Source organism: Asaia bogorensis, assembly GCF_900465345.1.
In the GTDB taxonomy this organism is placed as follows: Bacteria; Pseudomonadota; Alphaproteobacteria; order Acetobacterales; family Acetobacteraceae; genus Asaia; species Asaia bogorensis_A.
The window spans coordinates 49,764-65,552 of record NZ_UEGO01000034.1 but is presented as its reverse complement, the minus strand read 5'-3'; the positions used below and the strand labels follow the sequence as shown (position 1 = coordinate 65,552).

General features: G+C 60.3%; 11 protein-coding genes. 6 read left to right on the top strand and 5 right to left on the bottom strand.

The annotated features are described in order from the left end of the window. Positions 1-17: 17 nt before the first annotated feature. Positions 18-707, bottom strand: coding sequence for an AraC family transcriptional regulator (locus ED655_RS13280; protein ID WP_240993668.1), 690 nt, complete (start codon positions 705-707; stop codon positions 18-20). On the opposite strand from ED655_RS13280, the gene ED655_RS13275 reads away from it, so the two are divergent. Next, a complete protein-coding gene (locus ED655_RS13275; protein WP_122050570.1) occupies positions 654-1,568 on the top strand; it encodes a DUF4410 domain-containing protein in 915 nt (304 codons plus the stop codon). The genes ED655_RS13280 and ED655_RS13275 overlap by 54 nt on opposite strands. A gap of 31 nt (positions 1,569-1,599) precedes the next feature. Here the strand turns inward: ED655_RS13275 and ED655_RS13270 are convergent, their stop codons facing one another. Beyond that, positions 1,600-4,017 carry a penicillin acylase family protein gene (locus tag ED655_RS13270; RefSeq protein ID WP_122050569.1) on the bottom strand — a complete coding sequence of 806 codons (2,418 nt, stop codon included), beginning with the start codon at positions 4,015-4,017 and terminating at the stop codon, positions 1,600-1,602. Between the two features lie 72 nt (positions 4,018-4,089). After that, complete coding sequence (locus ED655_RS13265; RefSeq protein ID WP_122050568.1) at positions 4,090-5,292, bottom strand: FAD-dependent oxidoreductase; 1,203 nt, start codon at positions 5,290-5,292, stop codon at positions 4,090-4,092. Between the two features lie 260 nt (positions 5,293-5,552). On the opposite strand from ED655_RS13265, the gene ED655_RS13260 reads away from it, so the two are divergent. Continuing rightward, positions 5,553-6,734: a serine hydrolase domain-containing protein gene (locus ED655_RS13260; RefSeq protein WP_122050567.1), complete on the top strand. Its 1,182-nt coding sequence runs from the start codon at positions 5,553-5,555 to the stop codon at positions 6,732-6,734. Positions 6,735-6,736: 2 nt separating this feature from the next. Then, entirely contained in the window at positions 6,737-7,627 is an 891-nt protein-coding gene (locus ED655_RS13255) for a LysR family transcriptional regulator (RefSeq protein WP_240993665.1), read from the top strand. 12 nt (positions 7,628-7,639) lie between these two features. Here ED655_RS13255 and dacB read toward each other — a convergent pair whose 3' ends face one another. After that, on the bottom strand, positions 7,640-9,163 hold the full coding sequence (dacB, locus tag ED655_RS13250; protein WP_162993528.1) for a D-alanyl-D-alanine carboxypeptidase/D-alanyl-D-alanine endopeptidase: 1,524 nt from the start codon (positions 9,161-9,163) through the stop codon (positions 7,640-7,642). Positions 9,164-9,168: 5 nt separating this feature from the next. Beyond that, complete coding sequence (locus ED655_RS13245; RefSeq protein WP_122050565.1) at positions 9,169-12,096, bottom strand: TonB-dependent receptor plug domain-containing protein; 2,928 nt, start codon at positions 12,094-12,096, stop codon at positions 9,169-9,171. Positions 12,097-12,348: 252 nt separating this feature from the next. On the opposite strand from ED655_RS13245, the gene ED655_RS13240 reads away from it, so the two are divergent. The 3 genes from ED655_RS13240 (at position 12,349) to ED655_RS13230 (ending at position 15,659) form a co-directional block, all read left to right on the top strand. After that, a complete protein-coding gene (locus ED655_RS13240) occupies positions 12,349-13,440 on the top strand; it encodes a catalase family protein (protein ID WP_205836048.1) in 1,092 nt (363 codons plus the stop codon). A gap of 89 nt (positions 13,441-13,529) precedes the next feature. Beyond that, a complete protein-coding gene (locus tag ED655_RS13235; RefSeq protein ID WP_122050564.1) occupies positions 13,530-13,925 on the top strand; it encodes an MAPEG family protein in 396 nt (131 codons plus the stop codon). A 612-nt stretch (positions 13,926-14,537) separates the two neighbouring features. Next, positions 14,538-15,659, top strand: a complete 1,122-nt coding sequence (locus ED655_RS13230; protein ID WP_122050563.1) for a Fic family protein — start codon at positions 14,538-14,540, stop codon at positions 15,657-15,659. Positions 15,660-15,789: the final 130 nt, after the last annotated feature.

Sequence of the window (15,789 nt, the reverse complement as noted above, 5' to 3'; positions counted from 1 at the left end):
TCACGGCAGGTTGCCTTTCAGATTTTCTGCCTGAGTGTTGTCGGATTGAACCCGGTATGGGCCCGACACAGCGTGACAAAACTCGTCACGCTTTCATAACCAAGCATGAGCGCGATTTCGGTAACCGGTAATCCGGCTGCCAAAAGCTGACAGCCTCGTATGATGCGGGCGATCTGCATCCACGCCCCCGGCGATAAGCCTGTTTCGGCATGAAAACGACGCGTGAAGCTTCGACGGGACAGACCACATTTCGATGCAAGGTCGTCAAGCGACAGTTTTTCTTCACAATGGCGGGCCCAATCCGACAGCACGGCGCGAGTCAGGGCATGGCGTGGCATGGGCAGGAGTACAGGGCTCGCAAGATTGGTCTCAATCTCATCACGCATGACAGCCAGAAGATGATGGTCAATCGGGCGCACGGGGCAGGGGGACTGCAAATCGCGCTCCCAACGTGACATGAGCGCTTCCATCAGAGGTGTCGCGGTCAGGGCAGCAGGTTCGTCCGGCATGAGTTCCTGGGCGAGAGAAGCGGAAATATAAAGCCGGCATCCATCGACCCCGGCCATGTCGCCACCATGAGCCATGTAAGGTGGAACCCAGTAGGCCTGACCGGCGGGGATCATCCATCGCGCCTGTTCGGTAGCCGTAACAATATGCCCCCGCTTTATCAGGCCAAGTTCGCCGTGCGGGTGCCGATGAAGGCCTATACGCTCAGTGCGATCACGATCGCGGTCGAGAAACAGGTCAGCCTTGCTTCCGATACGGTCGATCAGCAGGGGTGCGTTTATACCCATTATGGCCCGATCCTGTTGGTATATGCCCTGATCATGTTAGCGGGCCAGCAACGCACTGGCGATACTGGCTGCATGAATACCGTAAAGAATTGTCTGAGGGCGCTGCAGGAATGGCTTGTCATCCTGCTTCCCCTTTTCGTGCTGGCTGGTTGCGCCGGAACGCATGTGGCGTCCGAAGTCACGGCCAGTGATCCCTCCCTCCTGCCACCCCATCAGATTGCCCTTGTGATCGATGATCAAAGCGTATCGCCTCGCAAGGCCGATCGTGCCCGGCGTCATGACGCAGCCGTGGCGACAACCCGGGTGGCACTGATGAACGATTTGCAGAAAATGCTGTCTGCCCGCCATCTTGCTGTGGTGGCATCGGGACAGCCTGCCGATATGACCCTGACCTGCACGCTGACCAAAATTCGGCCCGGAAGCACCATGGCGCGCCTGCTGATCGGCTATGGTGCGGGCAAGGCTGAGCTACAGGTCAGGACCGTTCTGGCGGAGGCGGGTAGTCGCCACACGCCTTTGCTGAGCTTCGTCACGACCAGCACCACGGGCGCCATGCCGGGGGCAGGTATTGGTGTGGCATCGGCTGCCTCGGCAGCGGGGACAGCCGTGCATATGGTGGGGCCGTTGCTGGGTGTGCCCGGGACCCTCCGTCAGGGGTTGGCGCAGGAGGCACAGCAGACAACAGACCGCATCGATGAACGACTGGCTGCGTATTTTCAGGCCAGAAACTGGCCCTATCCGCGCCCGCCAACCTCGTGGCTCTCACGCCTCTGAAAAGCTCGGCCTGTATGGCTCGAAGCAAATCTTACCCTTGGGGTGTCAGAAGCGCGCGTTTGACGCCAAGGCGATCCACTTGGGCAGGGGAAAACGGCAAGCGCTGCATCTCGCCCTTGTACCAGGGCGAAAACAGATCGGCATAATGGGGCGAGGCCGGATCGCCTGATTGCCCGGGGAAATTGAGAAAGAGCGAATTATCCCATGCACCTACATCGCAAACCATCAGGAAGCTCGCCCCGCCTGTTACGGCGTAGGGGTTGTCCTTCACATGGCCAGGATCGTACCAACGCGCCATGACGGTGTAATGGTCACCGCCCGAACCAAAACCAGGACCGCCCGGCGAGGGAAATCTGGCGGCGATGGCCGGGTCGTTTTCCAGAGCATGATGCAGGGTCAAACTATGCAGGCGTCCCCATTGCCAGGCAGCGGGCAATGGCCCCATCAGCGAAACACATTCGGCATAGGCCCGGTCGAGTTGTTCCAGCATGAACGCCTCGCGGCTCTGCTCCGGCGACGTGCCACCGAAATTCCGGGCGTTTTCCAGAAGACCAAGCTGCGTCACGGGGCTGAGTTCGGCTGCGAGAAGATCATTGAGTGCGGAGGGGATGAAGCGCTCATGCAGAGCCTTGCCAAGCCGGGTCACCCAGACTTCGTAAAGCGCTGCGGCAGCACTGCTGGCCGTCACATGACCATCCCAGTTTTTCAACAGGGGCAGCGCGGGCCGGGAGAGCGTATCACGCGTGTCATGCTCCGGTAGCAGCGCGACCATCCGCAGCGCCAGTAGCGAAAGTGTGTCGTGCTGCAGAGCGATGCTGTCCGCCAGGCTGGCCCGAGGGGTGGCATCAAGCACCTGCTCCACCCGTTCATGGCGATAGGGCGGGCTCCATTCATGGCTGATGGTGAAACCCGGGGGCTCTGGCAGGTTCATTTCATTGGAGGTGCTGAACCAGCCCTTGGCCGGATTGAACTGGTGGGGCAGGTCCTCCAGCGGGCGTAATCCCAGCCAGTCGAAATGGCCATCGCCGGGGGCAGGCATGAGGCCATCATGATGCGGGCGACGGCGGGGAAGCCCGCCAGCCGCCTGCCAGCCGATATTACCGTGCCGGTCTGCATAGGTGAAATTGGTCGGGCTTGTGTGATGGCGCAGAGCCTCACGGAACTGGGGCCAGTCCCTGGCAAGATTGATGCCGATATTACCCAGCAGGGCATTGGCCCCCGGTGCCAGCCATGTGGCGGATACCGCAATGGCACGTCGCCGGGAGAGATCCTGTGCAATCACCGGCCCCTGCGCGGCGTAGCGCAGCACGATTTCCCGAGGGGCGGCACCGCGTATGGCGATGGTCTCGCGCCTGTGTGTCATCTCCCGCCATGCCCCGTCATGCCAGTAGCGGTCAGGATGATCGGGATGGGTGTTCAGAACGAACAGATCCTCCTGATCGATATGGAAGTTGGTACGCCCGAAGGCAATATCGGCATTATGGCCCTGCATGATGCCAGGCATCCCCGGCGTACCTGCCCCGATCACATCCAGGCCCGGGGCTGTGAGGTGGATGACATGACGAGGGCCCGGCACGCCGAAGGAGAGGTGTGGATCATTGGCCAGAATGGGGCGTCCCGTCGCCGTGCGATGCGGGGCAATGCACCAGGCATTACTGCCTTCATTGGCGCGGCGATGGCCCATATCGCCATGCAGGGTTGCGGCATGAATGGCCCCAAGAGGCAGGCGCTTTTGCAGCACGCCCAGCGCGCCAAGATCGTCATGTGACACGGCGCCCGTATCCAGCCCCTGCGGGACAATGAGCGGGCCATCGGGTTCGCGGGGGGTGATGAGGCCATCAAGATCGAGGAGTGCCTCGCCCCTTGCCGCGAGACGCGCCCTTCTGACTTCAAGCGCTGTGTTGCCTGTAGGCTCGGCCCTCATGCGGATCAGGTCATCCAGTGACCATTCCAGAGGGCGATAGGCATAAAGCGCGAATTCCGGCGGTAGCCTCTCCTCGTCGGTCAGGGTGCGGATAAAGGCGTTGATCCCGGCAACATAGGCGCTTGCGGCCTCGCGTATGGCCGGGTCGTATTGCGCCCATTCGGCCTGACAATCACCCTGAAACAGAAAAAGCCTGTTGGCCTGATCGGAAGGCAGGAAATCAGGGCCGAAAACCTCTGCCAGCCGACCGATCGATTGCCGGTACCCAAAATCGAGCTGCCACAGGCGATCCCGGGCAATCAGATAACCATTGGCGAAGAAGGCATCCCCTGATGTCTCGGCACGCACGTGAGGGACACCCCACTGATCCTCGATGACCGTGACCGGGGCTTTCAATCCTTCAAGACCCTGCATGGAGGCAGGTTTGGCGCTCGCACGGGCATGGCGTGGCAGGCAGGCAGCCAGAGCCGCACAGGCGCTGGCCTGCAGCAGGGCGCGCCGACCTGTCAGGGGGGAAGAGGGCATGGCGCTTGTCCTTTCCAAGGATGCTGTTGGTCGAGAGCGAGGGTTGTGGGAGCGAGGGTGTAGCACCACGTATCACGCGGTCTGGGCCGCGAGCCTTGCAATCCGGCGGGCCGATCCGGCGGCCAGGGTAAAGCCGAGCGCCCCGTGACCGACATTGAGTAGCAGGTTCTCGCACGGGCCGCGTTTGATAATCGGCACGCTGTCCGGTGTGGCGGGGCGCTGGCCAATCCAGCTTTCGGCCTGCTCGTAAGGGCCTGAGCCGGGCAGGGCTTCCTGCGCAAGGTGACGCAGCTGCGCAATCCTGTTCGCATCGGCCCGCGGGCCCGACCGACCGATATCGACCATCGCAGCGATGCGCAGTCTTGCACCGTGGCGGGCATAGACCACACGCCGGTCATAATCGGTGACGCTGACGGCAGGCAGATGGCCTGGCGCGGGCGTGAGGGTGAGTGAATAACCCTGCAACGGATAGAGCGGCAGGTTGAGCCCGATCTGGCGTGCCAGTGCTCTTGACCCCAGCCCTGCTGCCAGCACGACCAGACGCGAGGGCAAAGCCCTGTTGTCGACATGCACGATGCAGCGTGTGCCCTGTCGTGACAGACTGGCCTCGCCCTGAACCTGCCGGAAGCGTTCGGACTCGCGCATGGTCTCGATCAGTTTCAGGCAGAAGGCATGACAATCGGCCACTTCCTCGCCCTTCGTGAAGAGACCACCAGCCAGCCCGGGCCGGAGTGCGGCAAAAGCCGGTTCGAGTTCGAGGCATGCATCAGGCGACAGGACGCGCTGATTCTGCGGATCGGCCAGATTGGCCACATTGCGCTGCATGCTGCGTGGATTGCGAAACAGAATGAGTTTCCCCGGCCTCTCCCAGTCGAAACCCCCCAGACCCGCGCTGCGCCATGTCGCGAGTTCGCTCTGGCTTTCGAGGGCCAAAGTGAGCAAGGCCTGGCTACCCATCCGGAACCTGTCCGGGGTGCAGGCCCGCAGGAACTGCGCGAGCCAGACCCATTGTGCCGGGTTGGTATTGGGGTGCAAGGCTACAGGCGAGCCGGGTCGCCCCAGCCATGACAGTGCCTCACGCGGGGCCGATGGGCTGGCCAGAGGGGATACGTAACGATAGCTGAGCTGGCCCCCATTGGCCCGGCTGGCACCGCTGGCGGGGGTGTCGTGACGTTCGACAAGGGTGACATGATGCCCGTCGCGCCAAAGGGCAAAAGCGGTCGAGAGACCGATGACACCGGCCCCTATAACAGTAACGGACTGACGCTGCGCCACGGACCCTGCCTTTGTTTTTCGTGTAACAGGTCAAGCCTAGGGGGCGTGGGGCGCGTCATCCATTGGGAAGATAATGCCCTCCCTTAACCTCAGGTTATGACCCGGCGCACGTCATTCGATCCAAGTGGCTGAGAGTGCAGGCAATCTGCTCTTTCAGCATGTCGAACGCGCGGGGTTTGTGTCGTATTCCAGGGCTATCACGATGCCACAGGGTGTGGTGATGTTGCGCAACCGAACTGGACCGTCATACCGGATGCGACATGATCACGAAGCTTGAGACAAAAATGGGTCTGCCCCGCCGTGCATTGCTGTGCGGGGGCGTGGCGTTGTTCGGTCTTGCTGGCTGTGAGACACCCTCGGCCTTTGCCGGGGTGGACCGCCTGGCGCGGGATGCTGTGAAAGCCGGTCAGTGCCCCGGTATCGTACTGGCTATCGGGCATCACGGGGCCATCGTTCACCGTTTTGTCTATGGTGCCCGTGCGCTGGTTCCCCATCGCGAGGCCGAAAGCTGGGATACGCGCTTCGATATGGCCTCCCTGACCAAGCCGACCATGACGGCGCTCGCGATCATGCAGCTTGTCGAGCAGAACAGACTCAGCCTCGATCAGCCTGTCTCGTCCGTGTTGCCGGGTTTCGAGGCCGGTGGAAAAGGCGCTCTGACCATACGCCTGCTGCTGACCCATTATTCCGGCCTGCCTCCCGATATCGATCTCAGTCAGCCCTGGCAGGGCAAGGAGGAGGCGGTGAAACGCGTCATGGCCATGCGCCCCGCCACCATACCGGGCAATGCCTTTGTCTATAGCGATGTGAACTACATCACGCTCGGGCTGGTGGTGGAAAAGCTGAGCGGTCTCGCGCTTGATACCTATGTCGCCCGCTACATCCTCGGGCCTATAGGCATGACCCATAGCGGATATCGGCCCGACCCGGCGCTGGGCACCCTGATCGCCCCGACCCAGTACGACGAAAAAGGCATCATGCTGCGTGGCGTGGTGCATGATCCAACGACACGTCGCATGGGCGGTGTGGCGGGGCATGCCGGGCTTTTCTCCGATGCGCATGACATGTGTCTGTACGCTCAGGCTCTGCTGGACCGGCTGGCCGGTCGTGCGAGCATTTTCCCGTTGCGTCGTGAGACACTGGAAATGATGACGACGCCGCAGCAGCCTTCCGGCAAGACCGATCTGCGCGGTCTGGGCTGGGATATTGCCACCCATTACTCCACACCGCGCGGTGATTTGTTTTCGCCCCGCTCCTTCGGGCATACGGGTTTTACTGGCACGTCTCTCTGGATTGATCCTGTGAGCGACAGCTATGTGCTGATCCTCACCAATCGTGTGCATCCCTCAGGCGGTCACAGCGTGGTGGCGCTTCGGCGCGCAATTGCAACGGAGGCCGCCCGTGCGCTCGGTATCGACAGAACGGGCAGGGTGCAGGGCTGATCATGGCACTGCGCCTGCGCTCCATCGAACTGGTGTATTACGTCATGCGAACGGGCTCGCTGCGTCAGGCTGCCGAGGCGCTGAACGTGTCGCAACCCGCTGCCAGCAAGGCGCTGCGCTATGCTGAGCAGTCTCTTGGTTTCGCGCTGTTCGATCGCGTGAAAGGCCGTCTTGTGCCCACGCGTGAGGCACAGATCATGCTGCCGCGCATTACAGCCCTGTTCGATCAGTTCGCCGATCTCTCCCGTCTGGCCGAAAACCTGCGCACCGGCAGAGGAGGGCATGAGTTGTCGATTGGTTGCGTGCCGAGCCTTGGGCTCAGCGTGGTGCCACGCGTGATCAACCGCTATCGCGAGAAATCGGGCGATAACATGCTCAGTGTGGATACGCTGCATGGAGCCGAGATCATCGCGGGCCTGCGCAAGCGCGATCTCGATTTCGGGATTATCTTCGGCGTGGCCGAAGAGCCCGGGCTGATCTGTGAGGCACTGGCCGAGATACCTCTGGTGCTGCTCGACAGTACGACAGAAGAGGGGCCGGTGCGGCTTGAGACGATTGACCCGGCGCGCTGGATCGGGCTGGCCGATCACGATCCGACATCATGGGCGCTCAGTAGTGCCTGGAAAAAGGCAGGCTGGGAGGTGTCTCCTGCCATCAGGGTGCGCACGCATTATATGGCGGCAGAACTGGCAAGGCTCGGCGCAGGATGGGCGATTGTGGACGCTTTCACCGCCCTGCATGATTCGAGCCTGCCCACAGCGCGTCGCCTTGATCCACCCATGACGATAACCTGTTCTGCCGTGTATCGCGAAGATCACGCCCTGCGACGCATTGCCCGCAGTTTCATCCAGATCCTGCGTCAGGAATTTACCCGCGAGATGGCGCGGCTCTAGCGAACGCGGCTGTCATTCCACGGCGGCAAGCGCTTCAACTACGCGGTCGATGGCGTCGGTGGGACGCTCACCGGCCGCCGGGCGTGGGGCCACGTCGTTCGGCGGTCTTGCAGGTGCGGTTGCGACGGAGAGGGGTTCCGGCACGTCATTGAGCAGGATGGACAGCGCAAGCCTGCGACCACTTGCCGTAACGAGATAGCCGGAAAGGGCGTGGGTGCCGTTGAGCGTACCTGTCTTGGCGTGGAGCCTGCCTGCGACAGCGGTGCCCTCGAAGCGATGAGACAACGTGCCATCGGTCGCGGCAAGAGGCAGATCATCGGCCCATTCACCGCCCCAGCGCTGGTGTTGCGCCCAGAGCAGCAGCGAGACGATATCGCGTGGAGTGGCACGGTCATAGGGCGACATGCCAGAGCCATCGGCCAGCGAAACGCGGCTGAAATCCACGCCGCTTGAAGCCAGAAGCTTTTCGCGTTCCTCCAGCCCGGCCTGAACCGTTCCCTTACCGGCCAGGAGGCCAAGCCGGCGCAGAAGAAGTTCGGCGTGAAGGTTCTGACTGTTCTTGAGGATATGTCTGATATCGATGGCAAGCGGTCTTTGCGGCATGGCGCCCAGACGGACAAACGGGAGGTCCTGTGGGGCGGCGTCCTCACCCTCTGGGCGATGACGGGCTTTCGTTTCATCAACGCGCACCCCACGGGCGACCAGCATGTCCCCCAGTAGCCTTGCGGCAAGTTGCGCGGGATCGACGATGCCAGAGTGCACAGTCAGGGGAGTGGGACCCGGCTTGATGGCGCCTGTGAGGATGCCGGTACCGCGCTCCGTGTCGCTGTCGGGGAAGAGCCTTATTGCCGGTGCCTCGGCCGCATCACTGCGTGTCACGACATGGTTCACCACGCGATAGGCCGGGGTGATGGCCGACACGGTGGCGGGTGCGCCCTCGACTGGGCCGGGCATCACGATCAGAGAGGCGATATTGTCGTCAAGCGTCAGGGCTGAAATGGCTGTGCCATAGCGGGTGGAGAGATTGTTCCAACTCCAGCCATCGCCCCAGCGCGTATCGGCAAACAGGGTGTCGTCACCGATCACGGCATGAACGTGTTTGAGGCCAGCTTTGGCGGCGGAATCGGCAAGTTCGGTCAGGCATTGCTGCGTGCAACCCGGCGCGGCGGAGAGAAACGGATCTGCCGCGCCGCGCAGGATAAGATCGGGCGCTCCGTTGTTGCGTGGTGCCAGGAACAGGGTCGTATCGAGCTGATAGGGCGGGCGTGTGAGCGTGTCATAGGCGACGAGCGCAGCAGCCGTCGTGAAAAGCTTGGCGTTCGAGGCTGGAACGAAGCGCTGCCCTTCATGACGCGCGTAGAGCACGCGCCCTGTGTCGTCAGTGACCAGAATGCCCCAGCGGGCGCCTCGGGCCTCCATCGGGGCCAGCAGGGGGGCGAGGCGGGCGGCCAGCCTGTCGTGGCCGGGGGCAGGCACACAGGCGGAGAGCCCGAGCGCCGAGGCGAGGGAGGCGAGAAACAGGAGGGCAGGGCGCATGAGCATCAGAATTCCATGCGTATGCCGCCGCGATAGGTCCGCCCCAGCAGGCTGCTATAGGTGGAATCCGCAGCCAGCCCGCTGGTGGGCAGCAGGATCGGCGGGGCGTTGCCCAGATTGGTGACGTTCAGGAAAATCTGCATCTGGCCGATATTCTGAACAGGCAGTTTGTAGGTAAAGTTCATGTCGAAATAGAAGGTGCCTGCTACCCGGTTATTGTTGATCGATGGGTAATTGGCATTATACACGCCGCAGGTTGTCGTGCACTGCACATAACTGTTCGAGTAATTCCCTGCGCTGATGCCGCGGGCCACTGCTGTGATGCTGTAGCTCTCCGCGCTATAGGTGGCCGAGAAACGATAGATCCATTTTGGTGGTCCGTTGGTGATGTCACCTGCCGTATCGACCACATAACCTACACCCGAGTCAGAAACGTATTTGAGGTAATTGCTGGCCTGACCATGCAGTGTGAAGGCTCCTCCTGCCTTGGGCAGGATGCGGCGCAGCGGGAAGGTATAGGAAGCGTCGATATCGATACCGCTGGTTTCAAGCTTGGCGAAGTTGAAGGGCGAGGCGCTGATCAGCAGGTCACGCGTGCCGCTCGGGTCGGGGCGAATGGCGGAACAGAAAGTCGTGTAGCCCTGATAACACTCGTCGATGATCGATTGCGGGTAGAATTGCTGGATGGCGTGTTTGATCTTGGTGTGAAACCAGTCGATGGAGAGGGCCAGCCCCGGTACGTAGCGGGGCGTGATGACGGCACCCACCACGGTTGTATTGGCAGTCTCCGGCTTCAGGTTGGGGTTGCCTGTCGTGGTGGACAAAACTGTGTCGGTCTTGCCCGTGGCCGGGTCGAGCACCGTGGTCGTTTGCGACGTGCCAGCGTTATAGAGTTCGTTGATGTTCGGCGCGCGGATGTCATGGGACTGCGTGGCGCGAAAGAGAATATCGCGTATCGGCTGCCACGTGCCGCCGATCTTCCATGTCGTGACATAACCCGATGTGGAATAGTCGGTGGCGCGTACCGCGCCATTGGCGGCCAGCCCGCGTGCAAGAGGCACCGCGGTTTCGACATAGGCTTCCTTGACGTTGTAATTGCCGAAAGTGGGCAGGTAGTTACCGACCGACCAGCCCTTCTGATATTCCGTCGGCACATAGCCTGAGGCGCGCTCATCGCGATATTCGCCGCCGATCGCTACATTCACGTCGCCGGCCCAGGTGGCAAACGGAATGGTGGAGAGATTGACGCCGGAAACGATCTCCTGAAAACGCTGCTCGCGCCATGGGTTGCCGAGCACATAGCTGATGGCGGCCTGTGACATGACGCCTGTACCAAGCCAGTCGATGGGCGCGCAGCCATTACCCGGATCCGTCAGGCTGGATCGACAGACAATCTGGCCAGAGGCATTGCGCACCGCATCTGTCGCGTTGGCGATCTTTGCTGTATTCATCACATTGTTGATCTGCTCATGCGAGTGCGTGACGCCATATTGAGCATAGGCCGTCCATGAGGCCTTGCGCCCGAAAAGCGTGAAATTACCCTCGCCGCCAAAGGTATAACGCTGCACGTCACGTGTGTTGGTGATCTGGCGATAGGGCATGTCGAGCGCGGTTGTGCCCACGGTGACGCCCGTCACGTTCCTGAGGGCATCCGCGCCCAGCGCGTCGATCAGATACGGGTTGGTGCTCTTGATCGCAATGGAGGTCAGGTATTGCGGCCCGGCGTTATAAACGTAGTTGCTCTGGTTATAGGCACCCTCGGCATAGAGGGTCATCCATGAAGCAACGTCATAGCTCAGGCGCCCATAGAGGTTCTTGCGGTCGCTCTCCGGTTGTAAGCCGAGATTGACGTTGTTATTGGCAAGACCTTCATCCCCACCGACCGACACGCTGGAAGTGGAGGGTGAGCCGTAATTGTAATGATTGACGCTGCCGCCCTGACCGAAATAGACGCCACGCAGGCTGTTGGCCACAGCGCCTGTCGAGGCGTTGATGATGCCGCCGGGCAGGGCGTTGTTCGTGCCTGCATTGCCCACGCGGATGTAATAGGGCTGGCCGTTTCCGGCGACATAAGCGGGGTTGGCAATAATGCGCTCGCCATTCTGGTTCCAGCCGCGCGTGATCTTGAAAATACCGTCCTGATGAGCGTAATCGCCACTAAGCAGGACATGGCCCTTGCCCTTGGCGAACCCGAAGCCGCCGGCAATGGCAGCATGCTCGTTCTGGCCATCACCGTAATTGGAAATGCCTGAATCGGCATCGACCTTGAGCCCGGTATAGGTCTTGTCGAGAACGAAATTGGTCACGCCCGCTACAGCATCGGACCCGTACTGCGCCGAGGCGCCCCCGGTAACGACATCCACGCGCTTCACGAGTTGCTGGGGCAGGGTATTGATATCGACGATACCCGTAATGGCAGACGGCGCGGTGCGCCGCCCATCAATCAGAACCAGCGAGCGCACGGCGCCGAGGTTGCGCAGGTTCAGCGCATTGATACCGGCCAGACCCGAGCTGAGAGCAAGGGTCGAGTTCTGCGGAGTGGTACTGCCTGCAAACTGTGGAAGCTGATTGACCAGATCAGCCAGATTGTTGGTGGGGGACTGGTTGCGTATCTCCTGTGCGCTGAGCGTGCTGACCGGCGTGGGCGATTTGATACGGCTATTGGCGATATGGCTGCCGGTGACAGTCAGAACCTCACGATTGCCGGATGGGCGATCACTGGCCTTGTCTGCCCTCCTTTGCGCGATGGCGGGTGACCTGGCGGGCCCCGCCTTGGCGTGCTTGTCTGAAACTGTGCCTGAAGGTGCGCCCTGCGGCGCGAGCGGCGTGATCTGAGCCTGTGCCGTGCCTATAAAACCCCTACTCACGGCATGGGGGGCGGACAGGATAGTGAAAGCCAGAAGCGCGCTGCGAATGTGATGCCTTGATGTCATGACGCTGCTCCTGGGGCCGGTAACAATCGCAACATTGCGATATCGAACCAATATGGGCAACCCGCTCCTCTCGTGTCGATTTCGGAACGACGCCCAACCCATAACTTTCTGTTAAGGGTTGGCGGTTCAGTCGCGCACCCTAGAGGGATCTTGCCTGGCAGCGCTTAACCGATCGGCAGGCGTTGTTTCCCGCTTGCAACTTGTGCGGGTTCTGCCTGTTGGAGGAGCAGACTGGCACTTCAGGAACTTCAGATGATGCTCAACCCGCCCTTGCGTTTTTCCCCGGATGTCGAAACGCCGGAGGAAGACGAGCAGCATGTTATTCAGGGCATCATTGATGGCATGATGGAGCAGAGCCGTGTGGTCGGCAAACGCGAGGGCCGCATGGTGCGTGCCAGCCATGCCAAACCGACGGCGCTGGCCGTTGGTACACTCGATGTTGCAGCGCATCTGCCAGCTGAACTCGCCCAGGGCGTTTTTGCCACGCCAGGCCAGTATCCCGTTGCGGCACGTTTTGCACAGGGGGCGGGCGAGACACTGGGCGATCGCGTCTCGATTCATCATGGCCTTTCCCTCAAACTGTTTGGTGTGAAGGGGGAGAAACTGCCCGGTCATGACACCGAAACGCAGGATTTCATCCTGGCGTCAGGCCCGACTTTCCCATCGGGCACGGCCGCGGGCTTCCTGCGTGATGGTGGGGTGATCGGCAAGGCCGCTGCTTTGCCTGAAGGGGTGAAGAGTGCGGTCTCGTCCGTGGCGCGTGGTTTCAATCATGCCCTTGGTCATGTGGGTACACAGAGCCCTATGGCTGATTTTCTGGGCCATCCCTACTCCCACCCGCTTTCTGAGCCGTATTACAGCCAGGCACCCCTGCGTTATGGTGCCTATGTTGCCAAGATCGCGGCATTTCCAATAATGCCGGACCTCGAAGCCTTGCAATCATGGCGGCTCGACCCCCATCATGATGAGGATGGGTTCCGGCATGAGACGATCACCTATTTCGGTGGGCGTGAGGTGGTGTTCGACATACGCGTTCAGCTCTGGAACAACGCCGAGACGCAACCTATCGAGGATGCCTCAATCATCTGGCCGACCGATGAGGCACCCTTTCGATCAGTAGGCAGGCTGAGCTTTCCCGTACAGAACGCCTTCAGTGCCCAACGCTCGGCGTTTTTTGAGGATCATTTGGTTTTCCGCCCGTCACAGGGGCTCAGTGCGCATCGTCCACTGGGTTCGGTCATGCGGGCAAGGATGCAGGTCTACAAAGCGCTATCTGCCTTTCGACACGGTGAGAACGGACAAGACGAAATCCAGCCGGTCAGCATCGAGCAAATCCCCGCCTGAATCTCCAGACAGGCTGTTCGACATATACCTGCTTCCCGCCTGCCGGTCCTGCGCGGTGAAGCTACCAACTGAAGGAAAGACCCCTGATCATGCGTATCGAATTTTATGTCATTGCGGGGCTGGTTCTGGTCGCACTGGTGAACATATTCTGGGCAGGAGCCGCCAAGACGCGCCAGTATGGCACGGAATGGAATATGGGCGCACGAGACGGCAAAATGCCGGAATTGCAGCCTGTACCGGCACGGCTGGCGCGTGCGCAGGCCAATCTGTTCGAGACGCTACCCCTTTTCCTTGCGACGCTGCTGGCAGCGTTGCTTGCGGGCCATGCGGGATGGAAGACGCAATGGGGTAGCTGCATCTATCTTGCAGCAAGAGTGATCTATCTGCCGCTTTATGCCGCCGGTGTGCCTGTTGTGCGAACCATGGTTTTCATGATCTCGCTTCTGGGCCTGCTTCTCACGCTCTGGGCGCTGGCTTTCGGGTAGGCTCTATCCAAGTATCAAACGCGAATGGGGCCTGACTAAGCCTTGCGATGCGCGAAATGTTAGCTGCGTTTGCCGATGATGCACGGTTGGCGGGGGAACCGCTGACCAAGGCGGTCCAACGGGAAGTCAAAGCTCGCCACGCACTCTGCGGCGGGTAGTGTCGCCAGCCGATATGCGAAAACGACCAAGCTCTTCAGAGCCGTCATCTGCAGGGTGGCCACAGCAGATTGGATCAAGACCTAGCGAGGCCTTTTGCCTCCCGGTTGGATGTCTAGAAAGGCAGGTACCTTACCCGCAATGAGATAGTGGTGCGAACTATGGAAATCGAACCTCAATACTTCGGGTTGATCGCATCACTATTTCCAATGATTTGAGGTATTTCGCCTTCTATACGCTTCTTCCTGTTTCTTTCCATTCCCATTATTGGACAAACAATCCGGGAAGGCAAGAGCTGATTTCGAAGGCTCTTATGGCTTGTGATTGGCTCGTCATGATCGGATGGAGCGCTGGTAGAGTTCGACCGGTGATCGCGGGGAGAATGAGCGATTGATAGCGCTTCTATCGATCATAAAATGTACTTATAGTGATCGATAGGTGGTGGGGATATCGATTATGCGTTGGAACTGGCAGCTTCAGGACTGGACATGTTTCCAGTTCGACAGGGCTCGTTTGGAAGAGGCTGAGAAGCGGATTTTAAAAGGTTCGGGCGTCGTCGTCGGGTCCATGCAACATCTGGATAACGCGGCCACTCAGCATCTTGTCGTGCAATTGCTGTCTCAGGAAATGGTGCAGAGTTCGGCTATTGAGGGCGAAGTGCTCGATCGTGCGAGCGTCCAATCATCGATAGCTCGACAATTAGGCTTTGCCGCAGACAGGCGTCGTTCCAGCCCCGCTGAAGCAGGCGCTGCGGAATTGATGACCGATCTCTATAGAAACTGTTCGACGCCTCTGACGGATCAGGGCCTGTTCGCTTGGCATGCCATGCTGATGAACGGCCGTCGTGATCTGGAGATTATTGGTGGTTATCGGACACATAGAGAGGCGATGCAGATTATCTCTGGTCCCATGCATGCGCCGCATATTCATTTTGAAGCGCCACCTTCCCAGCGTGTGTCTGCGGAGATGGCCCAATTTATCGACTGGTATAACAGGACGGCGCCAAATGGCGCAGACCCTTTGCCAGCTATAGAGCGGGCCGGGATCGCTCATCTTTGGTTCGAAACCATTCACCCTTTTGCGGATGGGAATGGTCGTCTTGGTCGGGCTCTCGCTGAAAAGGCTTTGGCGCAAAGTCTCGAAACCCCGGTAGTGACGGGGCTGGCCGCAACCATCAATACTCATAAAAAAGCGTACTACGATGAGCTGCACCGGGCGAGTACATCCAATCACATCGAGAGCTGGATGGCATGGTTCGCAAGCATCGTTCTCGAAGCACAATCCCGGACAATTGCCACGATCAGTTTCGTCGTGGAAAAGGCGCGGTTCCTTGATGGGCTCAAAGGACAGCTCAACCCTCGCCAGGAGAAAGCCGTACTCCGGATGCTGGCTGAAGGAATAGACGGATTCCAGGGTGGTTTGAGCGCCCAGAACTATCGCGCAATCACAGGAGCAACCTCCGCCACAGCCACGCGCGATCTGGCGGAGCTGGTCGCGCTTGGGGCGTTCATCAGGACTGGAGAGAACCGCTATGCCCGTTATTCTCTCAATCTCAAGCATCGTTCCGGATCTGATTGACCGCCACCGCATATTGGAAAGCTTCTGTCCGGCCGGGCATGGCTCACGCGAAGCGGTCTCTCTCGACTTCCACGCTTCCCTTGGCCGGGTATCGGTATAAGATCGTGTGTAACAACGGGCCGGATAACGG

Coding starts and splice junctions, on each gene's coding strand:
- ED655_RS13275 (WP_122050570.1), top strand. CDS start 654: ATGCCCCCGCTTTATCAGGCCAAGTTCGCCGTGCGGGTGCCGATGAAG.
- ED655_RS13270 (WP_122050569.1), bottom strand. CDS start 4,017: ATGCCCTCTTCCCCCCTGACAGGTCGGCGCGCCCTGCTGCAGGCCAGC.
- ED655_RS13260 (WP_122050567.1), top strand. CDS start 5,553: ATGATCACGAAGCTTGAGACAAAAATGGGTCTGCCCCGCCGTGCATTG.
- ED655_RS13255 (WP_240993665.1), top strand. CDS start 6,737: ATGGCACTGCGCCTGCGCTCCATCGAACTGGTGTATTACGTCATGCGA.
- dacB (WP_162993528.1), bottom strand. CDS start 9,163: ATGCGCCCTGCCCTCCTGTTTCTCGCCTCCCTCGCCTCGGCGCTCGGG.
- ED655_RS13245 (WP_122050565.1), bottom strand. CDS start 12,096: ATGACATCAAGGCATCACATTCGCAGCGCGCTTCTGGCTTTCACTATC.
- ED655_RS13240 (WP_205836048.1), top strand. CDS start 12,349: ATGATGCTCAACCCGCCCTTGCGTTTTTCCCCGGATGTCGAAACGCCG.
- ED655_RS13235 (WP_122050564.1), top strand. CDS start 13,530: ATGCGTATCGAATTTTATGTCATTGCGGGGCTGGTTCTGGTCGCACTG.
- ED655_RS13230 (WP_122050563.1), top strand. CDS start 14,538: ATGCGTTGGAACTGGCAGCTTCAGGACTGGACATGTTTCCAGTTCGAC.